This window comes from Rhodopseudomonas sp. RCAM05734, assembly GCF_052658035.1.
In genome coordinates, this window is the sequence record NZ_CP199742.1 from 3,555,975 (window position 1) to 3,579,525 (window position 23,551).

General features: G+C 64.6%; 14 protein-coding genes and 1 pseudogene. All 15 read left to right on the forward strand.

Annotated elements, in window-relative coordinates:
* The first annotated feature begins 49 nt into the window (after positions 1-49).
* The 15 genes and pseudogenes from ACUXVA_RS16795 (at position 50) to ACUXVA_RS16865 (ending at position 23,421) form a co-directional block, all read left to right on the forward strand.
* Positions 50-1,196, forward strand: a pseudogene (locus ACUXVA_RS16795) (ABC transporter substrate-binding protein).
* Positions 1,197-1,430: 234 nt separating this feature from the next.
* Positions 1,431-2,306: a branched-chain amino acid ABC transporter permease gene (locus tag ACUXVA_RS16800; protein WP_445487148.1), complete on the forward strand. Its 876-nt coding sequence runs from the start codon at positions 1,431-1,433 to the stop codon at positions 2,304-2,306.
* Positions 2,303-4,078 (forward strand): branched-chain amino acid ABC transporter ATP-binding protein/permease, encoded by a 1,776-nt coding sequence (locus ACUXVA_RS16805; protein ID WP_265079276.1) that lies wholly within the window; start codon positions 2,303-2,305, stop codon positions 4,076-4,078. The genes ACUXVA_RS16800 and ACUXVA_RS16805 overlap by 4 nt, the downstream gene beginning before the upstream one ends.
* Positions 4,078-4,830, forward strand: a complete 753-nt coding sequence (locus tag ACUXVA_RS16810; RefSeq protein ID WP_265079275.1) for an ABC transporter ATP-binding protein — start codon at positions 4,078-4,080, stop codon at positions 4,828-4,830. The genes ACUXVA_RS16805 and ACUXVA_RS16810 overlap by 1 nt, the downstream gene beginning before the upstream one ends.
* 16 nt (positions 4,831-4,846) lie before the next feature.
* Positions 4,847-5,932: a malate/lactate/ureidoglycolate dehydrogenase gene (locus ACUXVA_RS16815; protein WP_445487151.1), complete on the forward strand. Its 1,086-nt coding sequence runs from the start codon at positions 4,847-4,849 to the stop codon at positions 5,930-5,932.
* 117 nt (positions 5,933-6,049) lie between these two features.
* Entirely contained in the window at positions 6,050-6,826 is a 777-nt protein-coding gene (locus tag ACUXVA_RS16820; RefSeq protein WP_265079273.1) for an HpcH/HpaI aldolase family protein, read from the forward strand.
* Between the two features lie 1,046 nt (positions 6,827-7,872).
* The gene (locus tag ACUXVA_RS16825; protein ID WP_445487154.1) at positions 7,873-9,396 is read left to right on the forward strand and encodes a UxaA family hydrolase; all 1,524 of its coding nucleotides are present in this window, start codon (positions 7,873-7,875) and stop codon (positions 9,394-9,396) included.
* Between the two features lie 433 nt (positions 9,397-9,829).
* Entirely contained in the window at positions 9,830-13,117 is a 3,288-nt protein-coding gene (locus tag ACUXVA_RS16830; protein ID WP_445487156.1) for a transglutaminase family protein, read from the forward strand.
* 30 nt (positions 13,118-13,147) lie between these two features.
* Positions 13,148-15,652: a circularly permuted type 2 ATP-grasp protein gene (locus tag ACUXVA_RS16835; protein WP_265079272.1), complete on the forward strand. Its 2,505-nt coding sequence runs from the start codon at positions 13,148-13,150 to the stop codon at positions 15,650-15,652.
* Complete coding sequence (locus ACUXVA_RS16840) at positions 15,649-16,527, forward strand: transglutaminase family protein (protein WP_265079271.1); 879 nt, start codon at positions 15,649-15,651, stop codon at positions 16,525-16,527. Before ACUXVA_RS16835 ends, ACUXVA_RS16840 begins: the two co-directional genes overlap by 4 nt.
* The gene (locus tag ACUXVA_RS16845) at positions 16,524-17,717 is read left to right on the forward strand and encodes a BaiN/RdsA family NAD(P)/FAD-dependent oxidoreductase (RefSeq protein ID WP_265079270.1); all 1,194 of its coding nucleotides are present in this window, start codon (positions 16,524-16,526) and stop codon (positions 17,715-17,717) included. Before ACUXVA_RS16840 ends, ACUXVA_RS16845 begins: the two co-directional genes overlap by 4 nt.
* A 169-nt stretch (positions 17,718-17,886) precedes the next feature.
* Positions 17,887-18,348, forward strand: a complete 462-nt coding sequence (locus tag ACUXVA_RS16850; RefSeq protein ID WP_445487160.1) for a cache domain-containing protein — start codon at positions 17,887-17,889, stop codon at positions 18,346-18,348.
* Positions 18,349-18,477: 129 nt separating this feature from the next.
* Positions 18,478-20,184, forward strand: a complete 1,707-nt coding sequence (locus tag ACUXVA_RS16855; RefSeq protein ID WP_445487162.1) for a methyl-accepting chemotaxis protein — start codon at positions 18,478-18,480, stop codon at positions 20,182-20,184.
* Between the two features lie 429 nt (positions 20,185-20,613).
* Complete coding sequence (locus ACUXVA_RS16860; protein WP_265079267.1) at positions 20,614-21,963, forward strand: globin-coupled sensor protein; 1,350 nt, start codon at positions 20,614-20,616, stop codon at positions 21,961-21,963.
* 75 nt (positions 21,964-22,038) lie between these two features.
* A complete protein-coding gene (locus ACUXVA_RS16865; protein WP_445487164.1) occupies positions 22,039-23,421 on the forward strand; it encodes an ethanolamine ammonia-lyase subunit EutB in 1,383 nt (460 codons plus the stop codon).
* Positions 23,422-23,551: the final 130 nt, after the last annotated feature.

Here is a 23,551-nt window from a genome sequence, read left to right on the forward strand (position 1 = left end):
CAATCAAAGAAGGCTGGCGCTCAAGTCCGGCCTCTTACGGGAGGATTCGATGAAGCTTACGAGACGTGATTTTACGGCTGGTCTCGCGGCCGGTATTGCCGCACCCGCTCTCATTGGCAGCGCGCGGGCGCAGGGTGCCACCATCAAGATCGGCATGTGTGCGCCCATCACAGGCCCGGCCGCCGAAGCCGGGAAATACGCCACTGGCGGTGCCAAGCTCGCGGTCGAGGCGATCAACAAGGCCGGCGGTGTGCTCGGCAAGCAGATCGAACTGATCATCGAGGACGACCAGACCACCAATCCCGGAATCGTGCTGGCGTTCTCCAAGCTCGCAGCGCAGTCCGATATTGTGGGTTTCCTCGGCTCGATCCGCTCCACCCAGGTGCACGCCATGGCGCCCGACGTGCTGAAGCTCGGCAAGCCGGTGATGTTCGGCGGCACCGATCCCAATCTCACCAAGCTTGGCAATCCCTGGCTGTTCCGCTTCCGGCCCAATGACAGCTATTCCGGCCGCGTCATCGCCGACTACGGCGTCAAGACGCTCGGCAAGAAGAAGTGGGCCGTGCTGCATTCCACCGACGCCTTCGGCACCGCCGGCGGCAAGGCGCTGACCGAGGCGCTCGGCAAGCTCGACGCCACCATCGCCATCGATCAGGGCTATGCCAACCAGAGCCAGGATTTCACCCCGGTCGTGCTGGCCATCAAGCAGTCCGGCGCCGACATCCTCGGCTCCTACTTCACCTTCGAAAACGACCTCGGCATTTTCGCCCGGCAGCCTGCGCCAGCTTGGCGTCAGTATTCCGTGGGTGGGCTCGCCCTCCATCGTCAACGTCACCGCCCTGAAACTCGCAGGCCCCGCACTGTACGGCACCTACGGCGTCGCCGATTATGCGGAAGAGTCCAGCGAGGGCTCGAAGAAGTTCGGCAAGGCCTATCGCGATGCCTACAAGGTGGCGCCGGACAACCAGAGCTCGTGGCCCTACGACGCGGTTACGGTGCTGGCTGCGGCCATCAACAAGGCTGGATCCACCGATCCGCAAAAGATCCGCGAGGCGATCATCGCCATCAAGAAGTTCCCCGGTGCCGAGGGCGAATACAACTTCGACGACAAGGGCGACGGTCTGCACGGCTACAACATCGTGAAGAACGACAAGGGCAACATCGTCTTCGACAAGCACATCGAGTTTGAGGACTGACGGCCGCAGGCCGTCATCCCGGTTCGCGCGCAGCGTGAGCTGCGCGCGAACCAGCCTAACACTGTCATTCCGGGGCGCGAGCGGCGCCAGCCGCGAGCGAACCCGGAATCCCGAAATGTTCAGCGCCCTTTTCCGCAAACGCCATTTCGGGATTCCGGGTTCGCCCGCCAGACGGCTTCGCCGCTGTCGTCCGCCCCGGAATGACATCTACTTTTCTCCCACCGAGCATCCCTGATGGATCTTGCGCTTCAACTTCTGTTTACCGGAATCGGCATCGGCGCCGTCTATGCGCTGGTGGCGCTGGGCTTCGTGCTGATCTTCCGGGCCACCAACGTGGTGAACTTCGCCCAGGGCGAGTTCTCCATGGTTGCCGCCTATCTGATGGTGGTGTTCGCCGTCGACCTGCAATGGCCGTACTGGATTTCATTTCTGGTGGCGCTGGCCGGCATGGCGCTGCTCGGCGCGGTGTTCAACCTCGGCGTCTACTATCCGCTGCGCCATCGCACCTATCTGCCTGTCATCATCGCCACCATCGGCGCCTCGATCCTACTGGCCAATTCGGTGCTGGCGCTGTACGGGCCGCAGCCGCAGGTGCTCGAGGGTTGGTTCGAGACCCCCGGAATCCAGGTCGGCCCGGTCTATCTCGACAGCCAGTATCTGCTGATCATGGCCGTGACCCTCGTGCTGGTGATCTTCAACTACTGGTTCTTCGAGAAGACCATGCTCGGCAAGAAGCTGCAGGCGACATCGCAGGACAAGGAGATGGCCTCGTTGCTCGGCATCTCCGTCTCCACCATGATCATGATCACCTTCATCTATTCGGCGATGCTCGGCGGCCTCGCCGGCATCCTGGTGGCGCCGATCCTGTTCGTCTCGATCCAGATGGGCTCGACAATCGCGCTGAAGGCCTTTGCCGCCACCATTATCGGCGGTTTCGGCGACGTCACCGGCGCCATCATCGGCGGCCTGTCGCTGGGTATCATCGAGACCTTCGGCGCCGCGTATATTTCGGTGCCGTACAAGGACGCCTTCGCCTTCATGGTGCTGGTTGCGTTCCTGGTGTTCCGCCCGCAGGGCATCTTCGGCGAACGCGTGGCGGAAAAAGCATGAGCGTCACCGAGAACGTCCAGCCCGTCGCCGTGCCGCGCACCACGCCGCTGCTGATCCGTCACGCGCCGTATTTCATCGGCGCCGCCGTCGTCGTGGCGCTTGCCGCGTCGATGAGCTTCGACGGCTACATCCTCAACATCCTGATGCAGGCCACCACCTTCGCCATCGCGGTGTTCGGCCTGTCGGTGGTGCTCGGCCTGTGCGGCCAGATCAACCTGGCGCAGGCGGCCTTCTTCGGCTTCGGCGCCTATGCCGTCGCCATCGGCACCGCCGACTACCAGATCAGCTACTGGCTGTGTCTCGCCGCCGGTTGCGTCATGGCGCTGCTGGCTGGCGCGGTGCTCGGCATGTCCACCCTGCGACTCGGCGGGCACTATCTCGCCATGGTGACGATCTCGTTCCAGCAGATCGTGACGCTGGTGATGATCAACGCCATATGGCTGACTCACGGCCCGGACGGCGTCGGCAAGATCGGGCGTCCGGCGCTGTTCCAGTCGTCGCAATCCTATCTGGCCTTCTGCGTGGCGATGCTGGCGCTGATCGGCTACTTCGTCTGGCATCTGCCGCAGACGCGGCTCGGCCGCGCCATGCGCGCGGTGCGCGACAACGAACTCGCCGCCGGCGTGGTCGGCATCGATGTGTTTCGCACCAAGGTCTATGCATTCGCCATCTGCGCCGTGCTCGGCGGGCTCGGCGGCGGGCTGTTCGCCGGCGGCTTCGCCTATGTCAGTCCCGACCAGTTCTCCTTCGCCGAATCCATCGTGTTCCTGACCATGTCGCTGCTCGGCGGCGTGGCCTCGCCGATCGGCTCGGCGATTGGCACCGGGCTCTTGATCCTGATCCCGGAGTGGCTGCGCTTCCTCAAGAGCGTGCCGGGTCTGTATCTGGCGATCTACGGCCTGTCGGTGATTCTGATCATCCGCTACATGCCCGACGGCATCTGGGGTTTTGTCACCGCCTTCCTCGACCGCTTCCGCGGCAAGGTCAAAATCCCCGATCCCGGCGTGCCGCTGCAACTGGCGCCCGCAAAGACCGGCGGCGAAATGGTGCTGGAAGTCACAGGCCTCGCCAAGCATTTCGGCGGGTTGAAAGCCGTCGACAATGTCGACATTGCCGTGCACCGCGGCGGCGTGCATGCGCTGATCGGGCCGAACGGTTCCGGCAAGACCACGACGCTGAACGTGCTGTCCGGCCTCTACAGCGCCACCGCCGGCAAGGTGTTGCTCGACGGCACCGACGTCACCACCATGCCGCCGCATCTGCGCGCGGCGGCGGGGCTCGGGCGCACCTTCCAGAACATCCGCCTGTTCCGCACCATGAGCGCGCTGGAGAACGTCATCATCGGCGCCGAGCGGCCCGGCAATACGCTGATCGGCAACGGCAACGATGCCCTGCTGACGGCGCGCGCCATGTCTGCGCTGACATTTGTCGGCCTCGGCCCGCGCGCCAACGAGCTGATCTCCAGCTTCTCCTACGGCCACCAGCGGCTGATCGAGATCGCCCGCGCATTGGCGGCAAACCCGACGCTGCTGCTGCTCGACGAGCCCGCCGCCGGCCTCAACTCCACCGAAAAGCTCGAACTGCACGAGCTGCTGAAGCGCATCGCGGCACAGGGCCTCACCATCCTGATCATCGATCACGACATGACGCTGGTGTCCGAAGCCGCGCAGCACATCACCGTGCTGAACTTCGGCCGCCGCATCGCGGACGGCGAATCCATGGCGGTACTGCGCCATCCGGATGTCGTCTCCGCCTATCTGGGAACGGAATGATGGCGCTGCTCGAAGTTCGCGATCTCAACGTCCGCTACGGCGAAATCGAGGCCCTGCGCGGCATCTCGTTCAGCGTCGAGGCGGGGCAGGTGGTGACGCTGCTCGGCGCCAACGGCGCCGGCAAGTCGACGACCTTGCGCGCCATCTCCGGCCTCGCCAAACCGGCGTCGGGCGATATCCTGTTCGACGGCAAGTCGATCGCCGGCCTCGGTCCGGAGCCGATCGTGCGCATGGGCATTTCGCACGTGCCGGAAGGACGGCGGGTGTTTCCCGGCCTGACGGTGAAGGAAAACATCATGCTCGGCGGCTCCAACCGCCGCGCCTCGAAGTCCGAACTGTCGCGGGAATCGGACGCCATGTTCGACCTGTTTCCGGACATCCGCAAATTCTCCGATGCGCTGGGCTGGACGCTGTCCGGCGGCCAGTTGCAGATGGTCGCCGTTGCCCGCGGGCTGATGGCCAAGCCGCGGCTGCTGCTGCTCGACGAGCCATCGCTGGGTCTCGCCCCGGTGATCGTGCAGGCGGTCTTCCGCATCATCACCGAGATCCGCCAGCACACCACCGTCTTGCTTGTGGAGCAAAACGCGCGCATGGGACTGTCCGTTGCCGACCATGGTTATGTTCTGGAAACCGGCCGCATCGTGCTCGGCGGCAAACCGGATGAATTGTGGGGCAACGAAGCCATCGCCGCCGCCTATCTCGGCGGCCACGCCAAGAAGCCGCTCGTCGCAGAACTGCACGCGCAAGAATAAGGGCAAAAGTCCAGACATGGTGACTATTCAAGTCGACAGACTGATCGATTTCGTGGGCGACATTTTTGCCCACGCGGACTCCGAACAGGCAGAAGCGACGCGCATCGCGACCTATCTCACCACAGCCAATCTCACCGGCCACGACAGCCACGGCGTGATCCGCGTGCCGGTCTATATGCGCTGGCGCAAGGCCGGCATGATCGTGCCGAACCAGACCATCGAGATCCCCGTGGACACGCCGTCGCTGGCGGTGGTCGACGGCAAGTTCGGCTATGGCCAGACCGTCGGTCCGCAGGCGGTCAAGCTCGGCATCGACAAGTGCAAGGCCGCCGGCCTCGCTGCCATCGCCACGCGCAACTCCGGCCATATCGGTCGCATCGGCGACTGGGCCGAGATGGCCGCGGCCGAGGGCCTCGTCTCGATCCATTTCGTCACCGCGGCGGGCTCGGTGCTGGTGGCGCCCTATGGCGGCGTCGAGCGGCGGCTGTCTACCGCGCCATATTGCGTCGGCATTCCCCGCCCGGGCCAGGCCCCGGTGGTGCTGGATTTTGCCACCTCGGTGGTGGCCGAGGGCAAGGTGCTGGTCGCCAGCCGCGGCGGCAAGAAGCTACCGAAGGGCGCGCTGATCGGCCTCGACGGCACGCTCAGCGAGGATCCGGCGCAGCCGTACGGACCCTATGCCGCCGACGGCCCGCGCGATCACTCCAAGGGCACCGGCGCGATCCGCGCCTTCGGCGATCACAAGGGCTCGGGCCTGGCGCTGATCTGCGAACTGCTCGGCGGCGCGCTGACCGGCAACGGCGCGACCAAATACGATCGCCCCTTCGCCAACGGCATGTTCTCGATCTACATCGATCCGAAGGTCATCGATCCCTCCAACTTCTTCGACGGTGAAGTGACGCGCTACATCGATTTTTTCAGGAGCACAAAACCCGCCGCCGGCGTCGATGCTGTGCTGGTGCCCGGCGATCCCGAAGCCGCGACCCGCGCGGAGCGCACCAAGAACGGCGTGCCGCTGCCCGACGAGACCTGGAGCGCCATCGTGCAGACCGCGCGCGAGGTCGGGGTCAGCGAGGCCGCCATTCAACACGCAGGAATCTAGAACGCCCGTCATTGCGAGTGCGGCAAGCAGTCCAGCGCAACAGGAAAGACTGGATCGCTTCGCAGCAAGTGCTGCTCGCAATGACGAATTCACTCGTCAAAAAGAAGGACCAAAATAATGGCAAACAAAGTCAAGGAAATCTGGAAGTCCGGCAAGGTCGCCGTCAACGGCTGGCTGGCGATTCCGTCGGGCTTCTCCGCCGAAGTGATGGCGCAGTGCGGCTTCGACAGCGTCACCGTGGACATCCAGCACGGCGTGCAGGACTACATGTCCATGGTCGAGTGCTTCCAGGCCATGGGTGCTCATCCGGTGACGCCGATGGTCCGCGTGCCATGGAACGAGCCCGGCATCATCGGCAAGGTGCTGGACGGCGGCGCCTATGGCGTGATCTGCCCGATGGTGAACACCAAGGAAGAAGCAGAGAACTTCGTGCAGTACTGCAAGTATCCGCCGCGCGGCACCCGCTCGAACGGCCCGATCCGCTCCGGCATGTATGGCGGCGCCGGCGACTACCAGAAGACGGCGAATGACGAGATCATCTGCCTGCCGATGCTGGAGACCAAGACCGCGGTCGACAACATGGAAGCCATCCTCGATGTCGAAGGCATCGACGGCGTCTATGTCGGCCCCTCCGACCTCGGCTTCTCCTACGGCCTGGTGCCGAAGCTGGATCGTGAAGAGCCGGAGATCCTCAAGATCTACGACAAGCTGATCAAGGAATGCGACAAGCGCGGCCTCAACCCCGGCATCCACTGCTCCGGCCCCGAAGGCGCGGCGAAGAACATCGCCATGGGCTTCAAGCTGGTGACCCTGCTCAACGACAGCGGCATCCTCGCCACCGGCGCCAAGAGCTGGGTCAACGACACCCGCAAGGGCTCCGGCGGCAAGGCGTAAGCGCGGAACACCTCGACTGTCATCGCCCGGCCGGGCGCGTGCTTACGCGCCTGGACCGGGCGACCCAGTCAACGCTGTCGTCTGCAGTCGACAGCAGACGTCTGCGTTGACTGGACCCCCGCTTTCGCGGGGGTGACAGACGGAGCGTAAAACGCGCACGCCGTCTGGGTGTCGCGCCGGCGCATCAAGAATCTGCCGGATGTCGCCACGTTCCGGCAGCTGGGCGCCACATCTCGCGCGCAGCGGCACGACAAAGAAAATAATCCGCAAGTCCATTGACGATCCTCTAATCTGGATTGTAATCCCCTGCATCCCGTCCCAAGGAGAGGGGCGTATCGCGATCGCCACGGCACGCGGGATGGGAGGCGGTGGACGCGGCAGCGTCAGGCGCGGAATTTTCGGGCAGGGCGGGCACCCACAAGGGTCCGTGAGACCGGGGAGGAAACGCTGGCGACGACGCTGCACGGACGGCGAAGACGTGTGGTCCCGATGCCCCGTGTGGCATCAAGTCGGGTGGAGAGCCGCATGCAACCGCAGGCGGACACCCTCAGCCCAGGACGACGGCGACGAAACAGCGTGTCGGCCGCCGGGGAGCAACGAGATAAGCCGTTAACACCACCGCGTGCGGAACGCCGGGTTGCTCCCGGTGTGACCGTGGCAAAGCCTCGTGTGCCTTACTACCCTACTGCACACGAGCCCATGGGTGCATCGGGCACCCGGCGTTCCGCACGCCCTCTCCATCGAGGGCGCAGCGAATGCAGCACACCCCGGGCGTAGCGCGCCGCGGGATCGCGATCACGTGAGTGATGGAACACTTGAGATCTGTAGGGTGGGCAAAGCCTCGGCCGCGCAAAGCGCGGCGAGGCGTGCCCACGATGAAGCCGCATCGATGGATGGTGGGCACGGCGCAAGAGCGCCTTTGCCCGCCCGAGTGTCGGCGGTCAAGGGCAGGGCGCCCCTGCATTGCGGGGCTAACGCGACCGCGATCTTTCCGTTAGACTCGTTCCAAAGGCCAGTGCCCAACAAGAACATCCGGAGAAAACCCCATGGCCCCATCCCCCGTCATTCGCCTGCATGAAGACGACGTCGTGCTGATCGCGCGCTCGAGCCTGCTGCCGGGCGTCGAGGTCGCGCCGGGCGTGGTGACGTCGGAGCGGATTCCGGCCGGTCACAAGGTGGCGATCCGGCCGATCGCCGTGGGCGAGGAAGTGCGCCGCTACGGCCAGATCATCGGTTTTGCGACGCAGTCGATCGCGCCCGGCCAGCACGTCCACACGCAGAACCTCGGCATGGGCGAATTTTCCCGCGATTACGCCTATGGCGTCGACGTCAAGCCGACGCCGAATTTCGATCTGCCGGCCACCTTCATGGGCATTCGCCGCGACGACGGCCGCATCGCCACGCGAAATTACATCGGCATTTTGACGAGCGTGAACTGCTCGGCGCATGTCGCCAGCATGGTCGCCGATGTGTTCAAGAAGAACCCGTTCACCGGCCACAATCCGTTGGCGGATTTTCCCAATGTCGACGGCGTGGTGGCGCTGACCCACAAGACCGGCTGCGGCATGACCCAGAGCGAGCCGCTCACACTTCTCCGCCGCACCCTCGGCGGCTATGCGCGGCACGTGAACTTCTCCGCCGTGGTCGTGCTGGGCCTCGGCTGCGAGATCAACCAGATCGGCGGGCTGATGCAGGAGCAGAAGCTGGCCGGGCGGCTGCGCGAGCTTGAAATCCAGGAACTCGGCGGCACCCGCAAGAGCACTGAGGCGGGTGTCGCCTTCGTGCGCGAGGCGCTGGTCGATGCGAATAGAGTGAAGCGCGAGGAAGTCTCCGCCAGCGAGTTGGCGGTGGCCCTGCAATGCGGCGGCTCCGACGGCTATTCCGGCATCTCGGCCAATCCCGCGCTGGGCGCGGCCAGCGATCTCTTGGTGCGTCACGGCGGCACGGTGATCCTGTCGGAAACGCCGGAGACCTACGGCGCCGAACATCTGCTGACGCGGCGCGCGGTGTCGCGCGAGGTCGGCGAGAAGCTGGTCGGGCTGATGCGCTGGTGGGAGGCCTATTGCGAGCGCGAGGGCGCCGAGATGAACGCCAATCCTTCCCCCGGCAACAAGGCCGGCGGCCTCACCACCATTCTGGAGAAGTCATTGGGTGCCATGGCCAAGGCCGGCTCGACCAATCTGGTCGACGTGCTGAACTACGCCGAGGCGGTGACGAAGAAGGGTTTTGTGTTCATGGACACGCCCGGCTACGACCCCGTCGCGGCGACCGGGCAGGTCGCCGGCGGCGCCAATCTCGTGTGCTTCACCACCGGCCGCGGTTCGGTGTTCGGCTGCAAGCCGGCGCCCTCCATCAAGCTCGCGACGAACACGCCGATGTTTAAACGCATGGAAGAGGACATGGACATCAACTGCGGCACCATCCTCGACGGCGACGAGTCCGTGCAGGCCTGCGGCCAGCGCATCTTCGAGAAGATGCTCAAGACCGCGTCCGGCGAGCCGACCAAGAGCGAGAGCTTCGATTTCGGCGGCGCCGAATTCGCGCCCTGGGTGCTTGGCGCGACGATGTAGAAGAGGCGAGGCGCAACGGCCGCCCCGCACGCGGTTGTCACCACCCGCGAAAGCGGGTGGCCCAGTAAACGCAGGCGCCGGCGCTTAGGCACGAATGCCGACGTTTACTGGGTCGCCCGGTCCAGACGCGTAAGTACGCGTCCGGCCGGGCGACGACAGCAGAGGGTGGTGCGGCATGCAGGCATCACAAACGCTGTTGTCACCACCCGCGAAAGCGGGTGGCCCAGTAAACGCAGGCGCTGGCGCTTAGGCACGAATGCCGGCATTTACTGCGTCGCCCGGTCCTGACGCGCAAGTGCGCGCCCGGCCGGGCGATGACAGCGGAGAGTGGGCCATTGCAAGCGCCACCCTTTCAGGCACATCGTGCCCGTTGTTAGGCCTTGATCCGCACCTCCCGCAGTGTTCTGCTCAAAAAAGCTGCTGGAGTTGCCCATTGTCGATCTTCGTCGCATTGCATCACGTCACCCATTACAAATACGATCGCCCGGTCGATCTCGGCCCGCAGACGATCCGGCTGCGGCCGGCACCGCATACCCGCACGCCGATTCTGAGCTATTCGCTCAAGGTGACGCCGACCAACCATTTCGTGAACTGGCAGCAGGATCCGCAGGGCAACTGGCTGGCGCGCTACGTGTTTCCGGAGAAGGCCACCGAGCTGAAGATCGAGGTCGACTTCACCGCGGAAATGACGGTGATCAATCCGTTCGACTTCTTCGTCGAGCCCTATGCGGAAAAATTCCCGTTTACCTATCCCGACGACCTCAAGACCGAGCTGGCGCCCTACATGGCGACCACGGAGCCGGGGCCGCTGTTCGAAAAATATCTCGCTGACATCGCGCGCGAGGCGCCGAGCACCGTTAACTTCCTGGTCGACCTCAATGCGCGGCTGCGCAACCAGGTCAACTATATCATCCGCATGGAGCCGGGCATCCAGACGCCCGAGGAGACGCTGGCCAATCGGTCCGGCTCGTGCCGCGATTCGGCGTGGCTGCTGATCCAGACGCTGCGCCACCTTGGCCTCGCAGCGCGCTTCGTGTCCGGCTACCTGATCCAGCTGCGGCCGGACATCGATCCGCTGGAAGGTCCGCGCGAGGTCGAGAACGATTTTACGGATCTGCACGCCTGGGCTGAAGCCTACATTCCCGGTGCCGGATGGATCGGTTTCGACGCCACCTCGGGCATGCTGACCGGCGAGGGCCACATCCCGGTCGCCGCCACGCCGCACTACCGTTCGGCCGCGCCGATCTCCGGCGCGGTCGGCTTTGCCGAGGTGGAATTCGGTTTCGAGATGGCGGTGAAGCGCGTGCGCGAGGCGCCGCGCATCACAAAACCGTTCTCCGACGCACAGTGGAAACTGCTCGACGACCTCGGCGACAAGGTGGATGCCGACCTCAAGGATGACGACGTCCGCCTCACCATGGGCGGCGAGCCGACCTTCGTGTCGATGGACGATCTGGAATCGCCGGAGTGGAACACCGCAGCCGTCGGCCCCACCAAGCGCGGCCTCGCCGACGACCTGATCCGCCGGCTGCGTACGCGCTTCGCGCCGGGCGGGTTGCTGCATTTCGGCCAGGGCAAATGGTATCCCGGCGAGAGTCTGCCGCGCTGGGCCTTCGGCCTGTACTGGCGCAAGGACGGCATTCCGATCTGGAAGAACGACGCGCTGATCGCCAGCATCGAAGGCAAGCATGATGCCGGCGTCGCGCAGGCCGAGCAATTCGCCGAAGGCGCCGCGAAGCGCCTCGGCGTGCCCAGCGAGTACATCATGCCGGCGTTCGAGGACCCCGCGCACTGGCTGCAGAAGGAAGCCGGGCTGCCGCCCAACGTCGATCCGAGCGACTCAAAACTGGCCGATCCCGAAGAGCGCTCGCGCATGGCAAAAGTGTTCGACCAGGGGCTGAACACGCCGAAGGGCTTTGTGCTGCCGATCCAGCGCTGGAACGCCGACGTCGGGCCCGACACGCGCTGGCGCTCCGAGCGCTGGAAGCTGCGCCGCGGCAACCTGTTTCTGACGCCTGGCGATTCGCCGCTCGGGCTGCGGCTGCCGATCGCCTCCTTGCCGCATATTCCGGAAGAGGAGTTTCCCTATATCGTCGAGCAGGATCCGCTGGAGCCGCGTGACGAACTGCCGGTGTTCGATTCCGAGCCGTCGCCGGAGAGTCTGGCCGCGGCGCAAAAGGTGCAGGAGCAGCAGCTGAAGCGCGGCCCGGTGCGCACCGCGATGTCCATCGAAGTCCGCGACGGCATTCTCTGCGCGTTCATGCCGCCGGTGGAGAAGCTCGAGGACTATCTCGAACTGGTCACGGCGCTGGAAGCCACCGCCGAGGAGATGCAGATCCAGGTCCACGTCGAGGGCTATCCGCCGCCGTTCGATCCGCGCGTCGAGGTCATCAAGGTGACGCCGGATCCCGGCGTGCTGGAGATCAACATCCATCCGGCGCAGACCTGGCGCGAGGCCGTGGACACCACGATGATCCTCTATGAGGAGGCCGCGCGCTCGCGCCTCGGCGCCAACCGCTTCCTGGTCGACGGCCGCCACACCGGCACCGGCGGCGGCAACCACGTGGTGGTCGGCGGCAGCAAGCCGGAGGATTCGCCGTTCCTGCGCCGCCCGGATCTGTTGAAGAGCCTCGTGCTGTACTGGCAGCGCCATCCGTCGCTGTCCTACATGTTCTCGGGCATGTTCATCGGGCCGACCAGCCAGGCGCCGCGCATTGACGAAGCCCGCCACGATGGGCTCTACGAGCTGGAGATCGCGCTGGCGCAGGTGCCGCCGCCCGGCGTCAAGGCACCTTTGTGGCTGGTCGACCGGCTGTTCCGGCATATCCTTGTGGATATCACCGGCAACACTCATCGCTCCGAGATCTGCATCGACAAGCTCTATTCGCCGGATGGCACCACCGGCCGGCTCGGCCTGGTCGAATTCCGCGCGCTGGAGATGCCGCCCGATCCGCGCATGAGCCTTGCCCAGCAATTGCTGGTCCGCGCGCTGATCGCAAAAATGTGGCGCGAGCCGCAGACGGGCAAGTTCGTGCGCTGGGGCACGACGCTCCATGATCGCTTCATGCTGCCGCACTATCTGTGGGAGGATTTCCAGGGCGTGCTCGCCGAGCTCGGCGACGCCGGCTATGCGTTCTCGCCGGAATGGTTCGAGGCGCAGCTCGAATTCCGCTTCCCGGTGTTCGGCCATGTCACCCATGGCGGCGTGACGCTGGAAGTGCGCCAGGCGCTGGAGCCATGGCATGTGCTGGGCGAAGAAAGCTCGGCCGGCGGCACCGTGCGCTACGTCGATTCGTCGGTGGAGCGACTGCAGCTCAAGGCCAATGGCTTCATCGCCGGGCGCCATCTGATCACCTGCAACGGCCGGGCCTTGCCGATGACCGCGACCGGCCGCTCCGGCGAGTTCGTCGCCGCGGTGCGCTTCAAGGCGTGGCAGCCGGCGTCCGGCCTGCATCCGACCATTCCGGTGCATGCGCCCTTGGTGTTCGACATCGTCGACACCTGGAATCGCAGGTCGCTGGGCGGCTGCGTCTATCACGTCGCCCATCCCGGCGGCCGCAGCTACGACACCAAGCCGGTGAATTCCTACGAGGCCGAGGCGCGCCGGCTGGCCCGATTCGAGGAAATCGGCCACACGCCGGGGACGATGGACGTGCCGCGCGAAGAACGCAGCCTGGAATTTCCTTTAACCCTCGACTTGCGGACGCCGCTCCTGCATTGAGAATGCTCAGGGTTTCGGCAGGAGAGTCGTATGACGGGTCAAGCCGGCCAGGGGAAGAAGCCCCGACCGGGAAGTCGCAGGGTCGCGCAGTGGACTCGCGATTACGAGCGGCTGCCCGGAATCCCAGACGAATTCATCGATCAGGACGGCAATGCGCGCGACGTATGGGCCCGGTTCTTCGACGCCTTCGGCGCGCTGGCCCCGGCTGACATCGAGCGCCGGTTCGGCTCCGCCGACCGGCATCTGCGCGAGGCCGGCGTCACCTACCGCGCCCCCGGCGAGATCGCCGACCGCGGCTGGCCGCTCAGCCATGTGCCGCTGCTGATCGACGAGAGCGAATGGCAGCAGATTTCTGCGGCGGTGACCCAGCGTGCGCAGTTGCTCGAACTTGTGCTGGCCGATCTCTATGGCGACGCGAGGCTGGTGGCCGAGGGTGCAGTGCCGGCAGCGGCGATCGCCGGCAGCGCCGAATATCTGCGCTCGGTGTGCGGCATCGCGCCGCCCGGCGGCAGGTATCTCAACGTCTACGCCGCCGATCTCGGCCGCGGCCCCGACGGCCGCTGGTGGGTGCTCGGCGATCGCACGCAGGCGCCGTCCGGCATGGGCTACGCGCTGGAAAACCGCCTGGTGCTGTCGCGCGCCTTCACCGACCTCTACAAGTCGATGAATGTCGAGCGCGTCGCGCCGTTCTTCGAAGCCTTCCGCGACTCTTTGCGCGCGTCCGCCGATCGCGACGAGCCGCGCATCGGCCTGCTGACGCCCGGTCCCTTCAGCGAAACCTATTTCGAACACGCCACGCTGGCGCGCTATCTCGGTTTCCTGCTGGTGGAGGGCGACGATCTCGCGGTCTCCGGCGACCGCGTCCACATACGCACCGTTGCCGGGCTGAAGCGGCTCGACGTGTTGCTGCGCCGGGTCGATTCCAACTCGCTCGACCCGCTTGAGCTCGATGCCTCGTCGCAGCTCGGCGTGCCCGGACTGATCGATGTGCTCAGAAAGAACGGTGTGGTGGTCGCCAACATGCCGGGCTCCGGCGTGATGGAGGCGCGCGCGCTGCTCGGCTTCCTGCCGAGCCTCAGCAAGCGGCTGCTCGGCGAAGAGCTGAAGCTGCCGCACATCGCCACTTGGTGGTGCGGTCAGAAGAAGGCGCGCGACGAGGTGTTGTCGCGACTGGATGATTTCGCCATCGAAGGTGCCTATGGCGCCTCGGTGCCGGGATTCCCCGGCAAGGGGCCGGTGCTGGCGGCCAACCTGTCGGCGCGCGAGCGCGACCGGCTGAAGGACGCCATCCACAATCGCGGCATCGACTATGTCGGCCAGGAAGTGGTGCGGCTGTCGACCACGCCGGTGTGGGACAACGGCAGGCTGGCGCCGCGGCCGTTCGTGCTGCGGGTATTCGCGGCGGCGACGCCGAATGGCTGGACGACGATGCCCGGCGGCTTCTGCCGTATCGCCGACCGGCCCGACGCTCGCGCGGTGTCGATGGGCGCCGGGGCGCGCGCTGCGGACGTCTGGGTGGTCGCCGACAAGGCGGTGGTGGCATCGACGCTGCTGCCGGCGGTGGAGACCGTGCGCATCAGGCGTATCGCGGGCTGGGTGCCGAGCCGCGCCGCCGACAATCTGTTCTGGCTCGGGCGCTATCTTGAACGCGCCGAATCGACCTTGCGGCTGGTGCGCGCGCTCAGCGTGCCGCAGCGCGATCCCGGCAAGGCGCAGAATGCACAGCAGTCGGTCGAACGCATCCAGCGTCTATTGCTGACCTGGGGCGCCACGTCGCTCGGCGCCCGCTCGCAGCCGTACAAGGTGGCCGCGCAGGCATTGCAGGACGAAGAGCGCTTCGGCTCAGCGCTGTCGCTGGTGCGGTCCGCGCAGCGCACCGCGACCTCGTTGCGCGAACGGCTGTCGCCGGACGCCTGGCAGGTCATCACCGAAATGGCCGAACGTCTGTCTCATGAAATCGAGGATGACGACGGCGTGGTCAGCGCTGCCGAACTGACGCTGCAGGAGCTGGCGAGCTTCGCCGGTCTGGCGCAGGAAAACATGAACCGCGCCGCCGGCTGGCGTTTCCTCGAGATGGGCCGCCGGGCCGAGCGCGCCATCAACATCACCCGCTTCGCCCGGCAGTTCGCCTATGACGAGGCCAGCAGCGACGATCTCGACATCCTGCTGACGCTGGTGGATTGCCAGATCACCTATCGCTCGCGCTATCTGGTCGGTCCATTGCTTGCGCCGGTACGCGATCTGGTGCTGCTCGACCCCTACAATCCGCGCTCGGTGGCGTTCCAGGTGTCGGCGCTCAACGAGCACATTGCGATGCTGCCGTCGCTCAAGGAGAACGGTCTGATCGAGCGTCCGCAGCGACTCGCGGTGGCACTGCAGGCTTCGTTGGTCACCGGCGAAGCCGATGAATTCCATACCAAGGCGCTGTTCGGTCTTGAGCAGGACCTACTGACGCTCGCCGATGCCATCGGCTCGCATTATTTCCCCCATGGCAGCAACGCCACGCGGCCGGAAAAGCTGACGGGGCTGGCGTGATCTACGATATCCGTCATGTCACCACCTACAGCTACGAGAGCCCGGTCAGCTTCGCGCGCTGCTCGCTGCGTCTCGAGCCAATCGGCGGCAACGGTCAGCAACTGGTATCGCACAGCGTCGAGATCAAGCCGGCGCCGGCGCTGCGCACCACGCGCACCGACTTCTTCGGCACCCGGACCGAGAGCGTGCTGATCGAGGCGCCGCACAAGGTGCTGCGCATCGACAGCCGCTCGCGCGTCTTCGTCTCGCGCCGGGCGCCGGGCCGTGGCGACCCAAGTGCCGCCTGGGAAAATGTGCGGCAGGCCTCGTTCAAGTCGAGCGACCTCAGCGCTGCGTCGCCGATCGGTTACGTGTTCGCGAGCCCGCTGGTGCCGATCCTCGATCCCGTCACCGCCTATGCGGCGGTCAGCTTCCCGGAGGGGCGCGGCATTCTCGAGGGCGCCGTCGACCTGATGCATCGCATCCGGACCGAGTTCAAATACGATCCGAAGGCGACGGTGATCTCGACGCCGCTCGCGGAGGTACTGGAAAAGCGCCACGGCGTTTGTCAGGATTTTGCCCACATCATGATCTCAGGCATGCGCGGTCTCGGTCTGCCGGTGGCCTATGTCTCCGGCTATCTGCGGACCATTCCACCTGAGGGCAAGGAGCGGCTGCAGGGCGCCGACGCCACCCACGCCTGGGCCACTGCGTGGTGCGGCGCCGAGCTCGGCTGGATCGGTTTCGATCCCACCAACGATATCCTGGTCGAGAACGATCACATCGTCCTGGCAGTCGGTCGCGATTTTTCCGACGTCTCGCCGGTGGATGGCATCATCGTCGGTTCGCGCAAGCAGAAGCTCGCCGTCGCCGTCGACGTGTTGCTGGTCGAATGAGCGCCCGTCCGCACAACAGCTATGACGTCATCATCCTCGGCGCGGGCGCGGCTGGCCTGATGTGTGCCGGTGTCGCCGGCCAGCGTGGCCGTTCGGTCATGGTGCTGGAACAGGCGAGGGCGCCCGGCGAAAAGATCCGCATCTCCGGCGGCGGCCGCTGCAACTTCACCAACCTGCATACCTCGCCGCAAAATTTCCTGTCGCAGAATCCGCAGTTCTGCAAATCGGCGCTGAAGGGGTTCACCCAGCGCGACTTCATCGCCATGGTCGACCGCTACGGGATAGCCTGGCACGAGAAGACCCGCGGCCAACTGTTCTGCGACGACTCCGCCCAGCAGATCATCGACATGCTGCTCGCGGAAGCTCGCCGCGGCGATGTGCAGATGCGGCTCGGCGCCGGCATCACCGGCGTGGCCAAAAGCGACAGCGGCTTTGTCGTGACCACCGACCAGGGCGAATATCGCAGTCCGTCGCTGGTGGTCGCCACTGGCGGGCCGTCGATTCCGAAAATGGGCGCCAGCCCTTTCGGCTACAAGCTCGCGCAGCAGTTCGGCCTGAAGATGGTGGCGCCGCGCGCCGGCCTGGTGCCGCTGACTTTCGACGTGGCCGCGCTGGCGCAGTTGAAGGAACTGTCGGGCATCGCCGTCGATGCGGTGGTCAGCGTCGGCAAGACCAGTTTCGACGAGGCGCTGCTGTTCACCCATCGCGGGCTCAGCGGCCCGGCCGTGCTGCAGATTTCGTCCTACTGGCGCGAGGGCCTCGATATTGTCATCGACCTGGCGCCCAACGTCGATCTGCTCGCCGTGCTGAAGCAGGCGCGCCGCGATCGCCCGCGGCAGGAACTCGCCACGGCGCTCGGCGAAGGGCTGCCGAAGCGGCTGGCGCAGATGATCGCGGAGCGGATCGATGGCCCGGCGCGGCTGGCGGATTTCTCCGACAAGCTGCTGCTCAACGTCGTTGCCGCGGTGAAACAGTGGCATCTTCGTCCCAATGGCACCGAAGGCTATCGCACGGCTGAAGTCACCCTCGGCGGCATTGATACCACCGAGCTGTCGTCGAAAACGTTCGAGGCGAATGCGGTCCCCGGACTCTACTTCATCGGCGAGGTCGTCGACGTCACCGGTCATCTTGGCGGCTTCAATTTCCAGTGGGCATGGTCGTCAGGCTTCGCGGCAGGACGATCACTGTAGCCATCGCGAGTCGGTGTGCCCTTTTGCTACTATCGCTGCGGCTGCGAATACCACCGCTGGAACCAGGCTCGTTCTAGTGCAGTGCAGCGCGGCCGGTTTAATGGTTGCTTTTCCTTTTTCTGCAATCCTGCCGATAGAAATTCCTATTATACCATCGCAGGAGAAAATTATGATCAAGTCCAGCTTGAAGCGGATTCTGCCACTGATCGCGGTCGTTGTCGCTGGCAGCGCTTTCGCAGCCGACGGTGCCGGCAAAGATGATGCCGTGAGCATGGTCAAGAAGGCGACCGCCTTCATCAAGGCGCAGGGCCCCGACAAGGCCTATGCCGAGATCAGCAACAAGGCCGGTCAGTTCATCGATCGCGATCTTTACGTCGTGGTCTATCAACTCGACGGCAAGGTGCTGGCACATGGATCGAATCAAAAGTTCGTCGGCAAGGACATGATCGACGCGCAGGACGTTGACGGAAAACTCTACGTCAAGGAACGCGTCGAACTCGCCGCGCAGCAGCCCTCGTTCTGGCAGGACTACAAGTTCGTCAATCCGGTGAGCAAGAAGGTCGAACCGAAGCAGATGTATTGCGAGAAGTTGGACAACACCGCGGTTTGCGCTGGTATTTACAAGTCCTGACAGGTCGCGCGCGCGAGGACTTCCTTGCGCGCGCGCCCACGACCTCCGTTCCCGGGACGAACCGGCGTCCGATCTCGCACAGTCGTGCCGGGTCGCTTTTCCCGGCGCGCTGTTTGATGGATTCAGAATATGTTCAAGCGAGCCAAGAATATCGGCCTAGCGTGGAAAGTCCAACTGGCCCCGGCCTTTCTGGTCATGGTTCTGATCGGCGTTGGCGCATATGCCCTGCAGAACCTGCGCATGAACCAGGCGAGCGTGGACGGTCTGATTTCCGGGCCGGTACGGCAATCCGAACTGGTGAACGAACTCAATACGGTGATCTGGACGGCGCACGCCAAGCTTTACCGACTCGCGGCGACTGCGGCCAACGAGCAGGACGAGAAGAAGATCCAGGGCGTCTCCAAGGAGGCGTCGGTCGCCTCGGCGAGGATCTCCGAGGCGCTGAAGGCGGTCGAAAGCGGGCATGATGGGGCGTCGGTCAAGCCGGCGGCCTTTGAAAAATTGAAGACGTCGGTCGCCGGCTATCTCAAGCAATCGAAGAATGCGATCGAGATGGCCGATGGCGATGCAGGATCGGCGCTGTTGTTCATCAAGGGGGCCGAGCGGCACTTCAAGGATATCGAGGCGCTGACCGACGATCTCATTCTGTCAAGCAATGACGGCAAGGATCGCGAGATCGCGCGCGCCGGCATGCGACTTGAGCAGCAGCAATGGACGCTGGGGGGAATTGTTCTGGCCATGGCCGTTGTCGGTGTGATCGTCTCGTTCCTGATCGGCCGGAGCATATCCCGCCCCGCGATCGTGATGTCCGCTGCGATGCGTGAACTGGCGCAGGGAAATTTTGGCGTTCAGTTGCCCGGTCTCGATCGCTTCGATGAAATCGGCCAGATGGCGCGGGCGGTGGAAGAGTTCAAAATTCAAGCGATAGCCAGGGCCGAACGGGAAACCAGCGGGCGCGAGGCGAGGAGCCGAGAGCTGGCCGAGACGCGACGCCGCGAACTGCACAATCTCGCCCGGAGTTTTGAGTCCGCGGTTGGAAACATCGTCGAGGCGGTCGGCACCGCATCGAGCGAACTTGAACATTCGGCGACCATTCTGACCAAAAGCAGCGCTGAAACCCAACAACTCGGTGGCGCAGTTGCGGTGGTCTCTGATGCGACCTCCGGCAATGTCCAGTCAGTCGTATCTGCGACCGAGGAGATGGCAGCATCGGTCGCGGAGATCGGCAGACAGGTGACGAATTCCAATGCGATCACCAACGAGGCGGTCGGTCAGGCGGAACGTGCGGACGCGCGTATTGCCAAGCTGTCGCTCGCGGCGAGCCGGATCGGTGACGTGACGAAACTGATCACGAGCATTGCAGCCCAGACCAACCTGCTGGCTCTCAATGCCACGATCGAGGCCGCACGCGCCGGCGAAGCGGGACGGGGGTTCGCGATCGTCGCCCAGGAGGTGAAGGCACTGGCGTCGCAGACAGCCAGCGCGACCAGCGAGATCAGCAACCAGATCGCCGAAATGCAGTTGGCCACGGAAGAATCGGTGGTGGCGATCAACGAGATCAGCGGGACGATTGGCAGGGTGTCGCAGATCGCGTCGACGATCGCTGCTGCGATCGAGCAGCAGGGTACGATGACACGGGAGATTTCCCGCAACGTTCAGCAGGCTGCGAACGGAACCGCGCAGGTCGCTGCCAGCATCGCTGAGGTCAATCGGGGCGCCGGCGATACCGGCACGGCATCGTCGCAAGTGCTGACGTCAGCGCAACTGCTGTCCGGGGAGAGTGCGCGGCTCAGGGGCGAGATGGAGAAGTTCCTCGCTACGGTCCGGGCCGCGTAGCATACGCTGCATCGAAGACGGCAACGTTGCCGCGGATGCCGGGCGGGCGGAGACGACCGAATTGTCTTTCGAAGCCTTCGATTCGCAATCGGTGTATGGAATGCACTTCATCGACAAAAGGCGCTGACGTCCGGCGGCTTCAATTCCCAAGGGGCGTGTCGTCCCGTTCGCCGCCGGTAACCAATTCCGGAAGACAGGGACGAGTTGCTTTTTGTTAAGCAAATCCCAGTAATTCTACGGTGCCGGGCACCCACCCCCAGTTAACCCTCTTGGCGCTATGTTTGATAGCGAGCTTAAGACGTCTGAAAGCATAAGCTTCGTGATGTCGAGGTCGCGCTTCCAGTGCGTATTGCGGTGGGCTGGTTCAGCCACGGGCGACATCTGTTGCCCATCAATTTTTCGAACACAGAATTCGAGCGGAGCATTCCCATGAGCAGCAACAATACGATTTCCGAGCGCCTGAAGTTCAATCTGATCGATCAAGAGACGATTGCAACCTTGCGCAACGGGAAATCATTCGTGCTCGCTGAGCTGCCGCAAATCATGGACCGGTTTTACGACCACATCTCCAAATTTTCCGAGACCGCCGCGTTCTTCAAAAGCCGCGAGCACATGATGCACGCCAAGAAGATGCAGATCCAGCATTGGACGGTGATCCTCGACGGCCGTTTCGACGATACCTACCAGGCGTCAGTGACGAAGATCGGCCAGGTGCACAACAAGCTCGGCCTGGAGCCGCGCTGGTACATCGGCGGTTACAACGCGCTGGTCACCGGGCTGGTTGACGCTATTGCGCAGCGGATGCCGTTCGGCCGGTTCGATTCCAGCGCCAAGACCAAGCGCGCCGCATTGCAGACCGCTATCATCAAGGCCGCCATGCTCGACATGGATCTGGCGATCTCGGTCTATATCGAGGAAGGCCGCCGCGATCGGCGGGCGACGCTGGACCGGCTGGCGGCGGATTTCGAGAAGACGGTCGGCGGCGTGGTCACCATCGTGGCCTCGGCCTCCAACGAATTGCAGACCTCGGCGCAGAGCCTGACTTCGTCGGCCAGCTCGGCCGCATCGCAGTCGCAAGTCGTCGACATGGCCTCGCGTGAAGCGACATCCAGTGTGCAGGCCGTCGCCGTGGCCACCGAAGAACTCACCAGCTCGATCAGCGAGATTTCGCGCCAGGTCAACGAATCCTCGCGGATCGCGAGTGCGGCCGTGCGCGACGCGGACGAAACCGCGGTGAAGATGAATCGTCTCGCGGAGGGTGCGCAGAAGATCGGCACGGTGGTCGAGCTGATCAACAACATCGCGGCGCAGACCAACCTGCTGGCGCTCAATGCCACCATTGAAGCGGCGCGCGCCGGCGAGGCCGGGCGCGGTTTCGCGGTGGTGGCGCAGGAGGTCAAGTCGCTAGCCGAGCAAACCGCCAAGGCGACTGCGGAGATCGCCGAGCAGGTGGGCGACATCCAGAGCTCGACCACCGAATCGGTGGCGGCGATCGGCACCATCACAAAGGTCATCAATGCGCTGAACGAGATCTCGACGGCGATTTCAGCGGCGGTCGAGGAGCAGGGCGCGGCAACCAACGAAATCTCGCGCAGCGTTCAGGAAGCATCGCGGGGCACCAGCGAAGTATCGTCCAACATCTCCGGCATCACGGCGACCGCCGGCGAAACCGGCGCGGCTGCCTCGCAAGTGCTGTCGGCGGCTTCGGAACTGTCGCGGCAATCGGAGCAGTTGCGCAGCGAGGTCGATAAATTCCTTGCCACCGTCAAGGCTGCGTAAGCTCCGTTTCGGTGTTAGCTTGCGACACGGCTGCCGGACCTGGACTTCTTCAGGCGCGGCAGCCGAGGGGCTGCAATGATCTATCGCCAGACCGTCGGTGCGCATTCATTCGTCTTTGACACTCTGCGCGACCTGCTCGCCAAAGCGACGCCACCGCGATCCGGCGACCGGCTGGCCGGCATCGCCGCCGCCACCGCCGAGCAGATGATCGCGGCGCGGATGGCCCTGGCCGATCTGCCGCTGACGCAGTTTCTGCAAGAGACCGTCATTCCCTACGAAGACGACGAGGTCACCCGGCTGATCGTCGACAGCCACGATGCCGTGGCGTTTGCGGCAGTATCGTCGCTGACGGTCGGCGGCTTGCGCGATTGGCTGCTGTCGGATGCCGCCACCCCTGCGGTGCTGCAAAAGCTCGCCACTGGCATCACCCCGGAAATGGCGGCCGCGGTGTCGAAGCTGATGCGCAACCAGGACCTCATCCTGGTGGCGAAGAAGTGCCAGGTCACCACCCGGTTCCGCAACACCATCGGTCTGCGCGGTCACATGAGTGCGCGGCTGCAACCCAATCATCCATTCGACGATGCCCGCGGCATCGCCGCGGCGATTCTCGACGGTCTCATGCTCGGCTCCGGCGACGCCTGCATCGGCATCAACCCGGCCAGCGACGATCCCGCCGTGCTGGGCTCCTTGGTGTGGCTGCTCGACGACGTCATCACCAGGTTGCAAATCCCCACGCAAAGCTGCGTCCTGACCCATGTCACCACCACCATCGACCTGATCGGGCAGGGCTTCCCGGTCGATCTGGTGTTCCAGTCGATCGCCGGCACCGAGGCCGCCAACAGCAGCTTCGGCATCGACCTTGCGCTGCTGAGAGAGGCGCATGCCGCCGGCCTGTCGCTGAAGCGCGGCAACATCGGCAATAATGTGATGTATTTCGAAACCGGACAGGGCTCGGCGCTGTCGGCCAATGCCCATCATGGCGTCGATCAGCAGACTTGCGAGGCCCGCGCCTATGCCGTGGCCCGCGCCTTCGATCCACTGCTGGTCAACAGCGTGGTCGGCTTCATCGGCCCGGAATATCTCTATGACGGCAAGGAGATCATCCGGGCCGGGCTCGAGGACCATTTCTGCGGCAAGCTGCTCGGCCTGCCTCTTGGCGTCGACGTCTGTTACACCAACCATGCCGAAGCCGATCAGGACGACATGGACAACCTGCTGACGCTGTTGGCGGCGGCCGGCGTCACCTTCATCATGGGGGTGCCGGGCGCTGACGACATCATGTTGAATTACCAGTCGACTTCGTTTCACGATGCGCTTTACGTCCGCGACCTGTTCAACCTCAAGCGGGCGCCGGAATTCGACGCCTGGCTCGTGCGCTCCGGCCTGGCCGGCGCCGATGGCCGGCTCACCGCGCAGGATGGCCTGCTGCCGGAACTCGCGGCGCGGCTGATCGCGTGATGATGCAGGCGCACGGTGGATCACGCCGGCCATAAATTCAGCCATCTGGCCGCTGCGAGCGAAGAGGAGATCGGCGCTGTATCCACAGGCCGTGTGGTGGTCCTCAGAAGGATAGGCCGAATCCGGCGAG

What these genes read in the sequence shown, in the direction of transcription:
- ACUXVA_RS16800 (WP_445487148.1), top strand. Translation starts at nt 1,431, where the DNA reads ATGGATCTTGCGCTTCAACTTCTGTTTACCGGAATCGGCATCGGCGCC.
- ACUXVA_RS16805 (WP_265079276.1), top strand. Translation starts at nt 2,303, where the DNA reads ATGAGCGTCACCGAGAACGTCCAGCCCGTCGCCGTGCCGCGCACCACG.
- ACUXVA_RS16810 (WP_265079275.1), top strand. Translation starts at nt 4,078, where the DNA reads ATGGCGCTGCTCGAAGTTCGCGATCTCAACGTCCGCTACGGCGAAATC.
- ACUXVA_RS16815 (WP_445487151.1), top strand. Translation starts at nt 4,847, where the DNA reads ATGGTGACTATTCAAGTCGACAGACTGATCGATTTCGTGGGCGACATT.
- ACUXVA_RS16820 (WP_265079273.1), top strand. Translation starts at nt 6,050, where the DNA reads ATGGCAAACAAAGTCAAGGAAATCTGGAAGTCCGGCAAGGTCGCCGTC.
- ACUXVA_RS16825 (WP_445487154.1), top strand. Translation starts at nt 7,873, where the DNA reads ATGGCCCCATCCCCCGTCATTCGCCTGCATGAAGACGACGTCGTGCTG.
- ACUXVA_RS16835 (WP_265079272.1), top strand. Translation starts at nt 13,148, where the DNA reads ATGACGGGTCAAGCCGGCCAGGGGAAGAAGCCCCGACCGGGAAGTCGC.
- ACUXVA_RS16845 (WP_265079270.1), top strand. Translation starts at nt 16,524, where the DNA reads ATGAGCGCCCGTCCGCACAACAGCTATGACGTCATCATCCTCGGCGCG.
- ACUXVA_RS16850 (WP_445487160.1), top strand. Translation starts at nt 17,887, where the DNA reads ATGATCAAGTCCAGCTTGAAGCGGATTCTGCCACTGATCGCGGTCGTT.
- ACUXVA_RS16855 (WP_445487162.1), top strand. Translation starts at nt 18,478, where the DNA reads ATGTTCAAGCGAGCCAAGAATATCGGCCTAGCGTGGAAAGTCCAACTG.
- ACUXVA_RS16860 (WP_265079267.1), top strand. Translation starts at nt 20,614, where the DNA reads ATGAGCAGCAACAATACGATTTCCGAGCGCCTGAAGTTCAATCTGATC.
- ACUXVA_RS16865 (WP_445487164.1), top strand. Translation starts at nt 22,039, where the DNA reads ATGATCTATCGCCAGACCGTCGGTGCGCATTCATTCGTCTTTGACACT.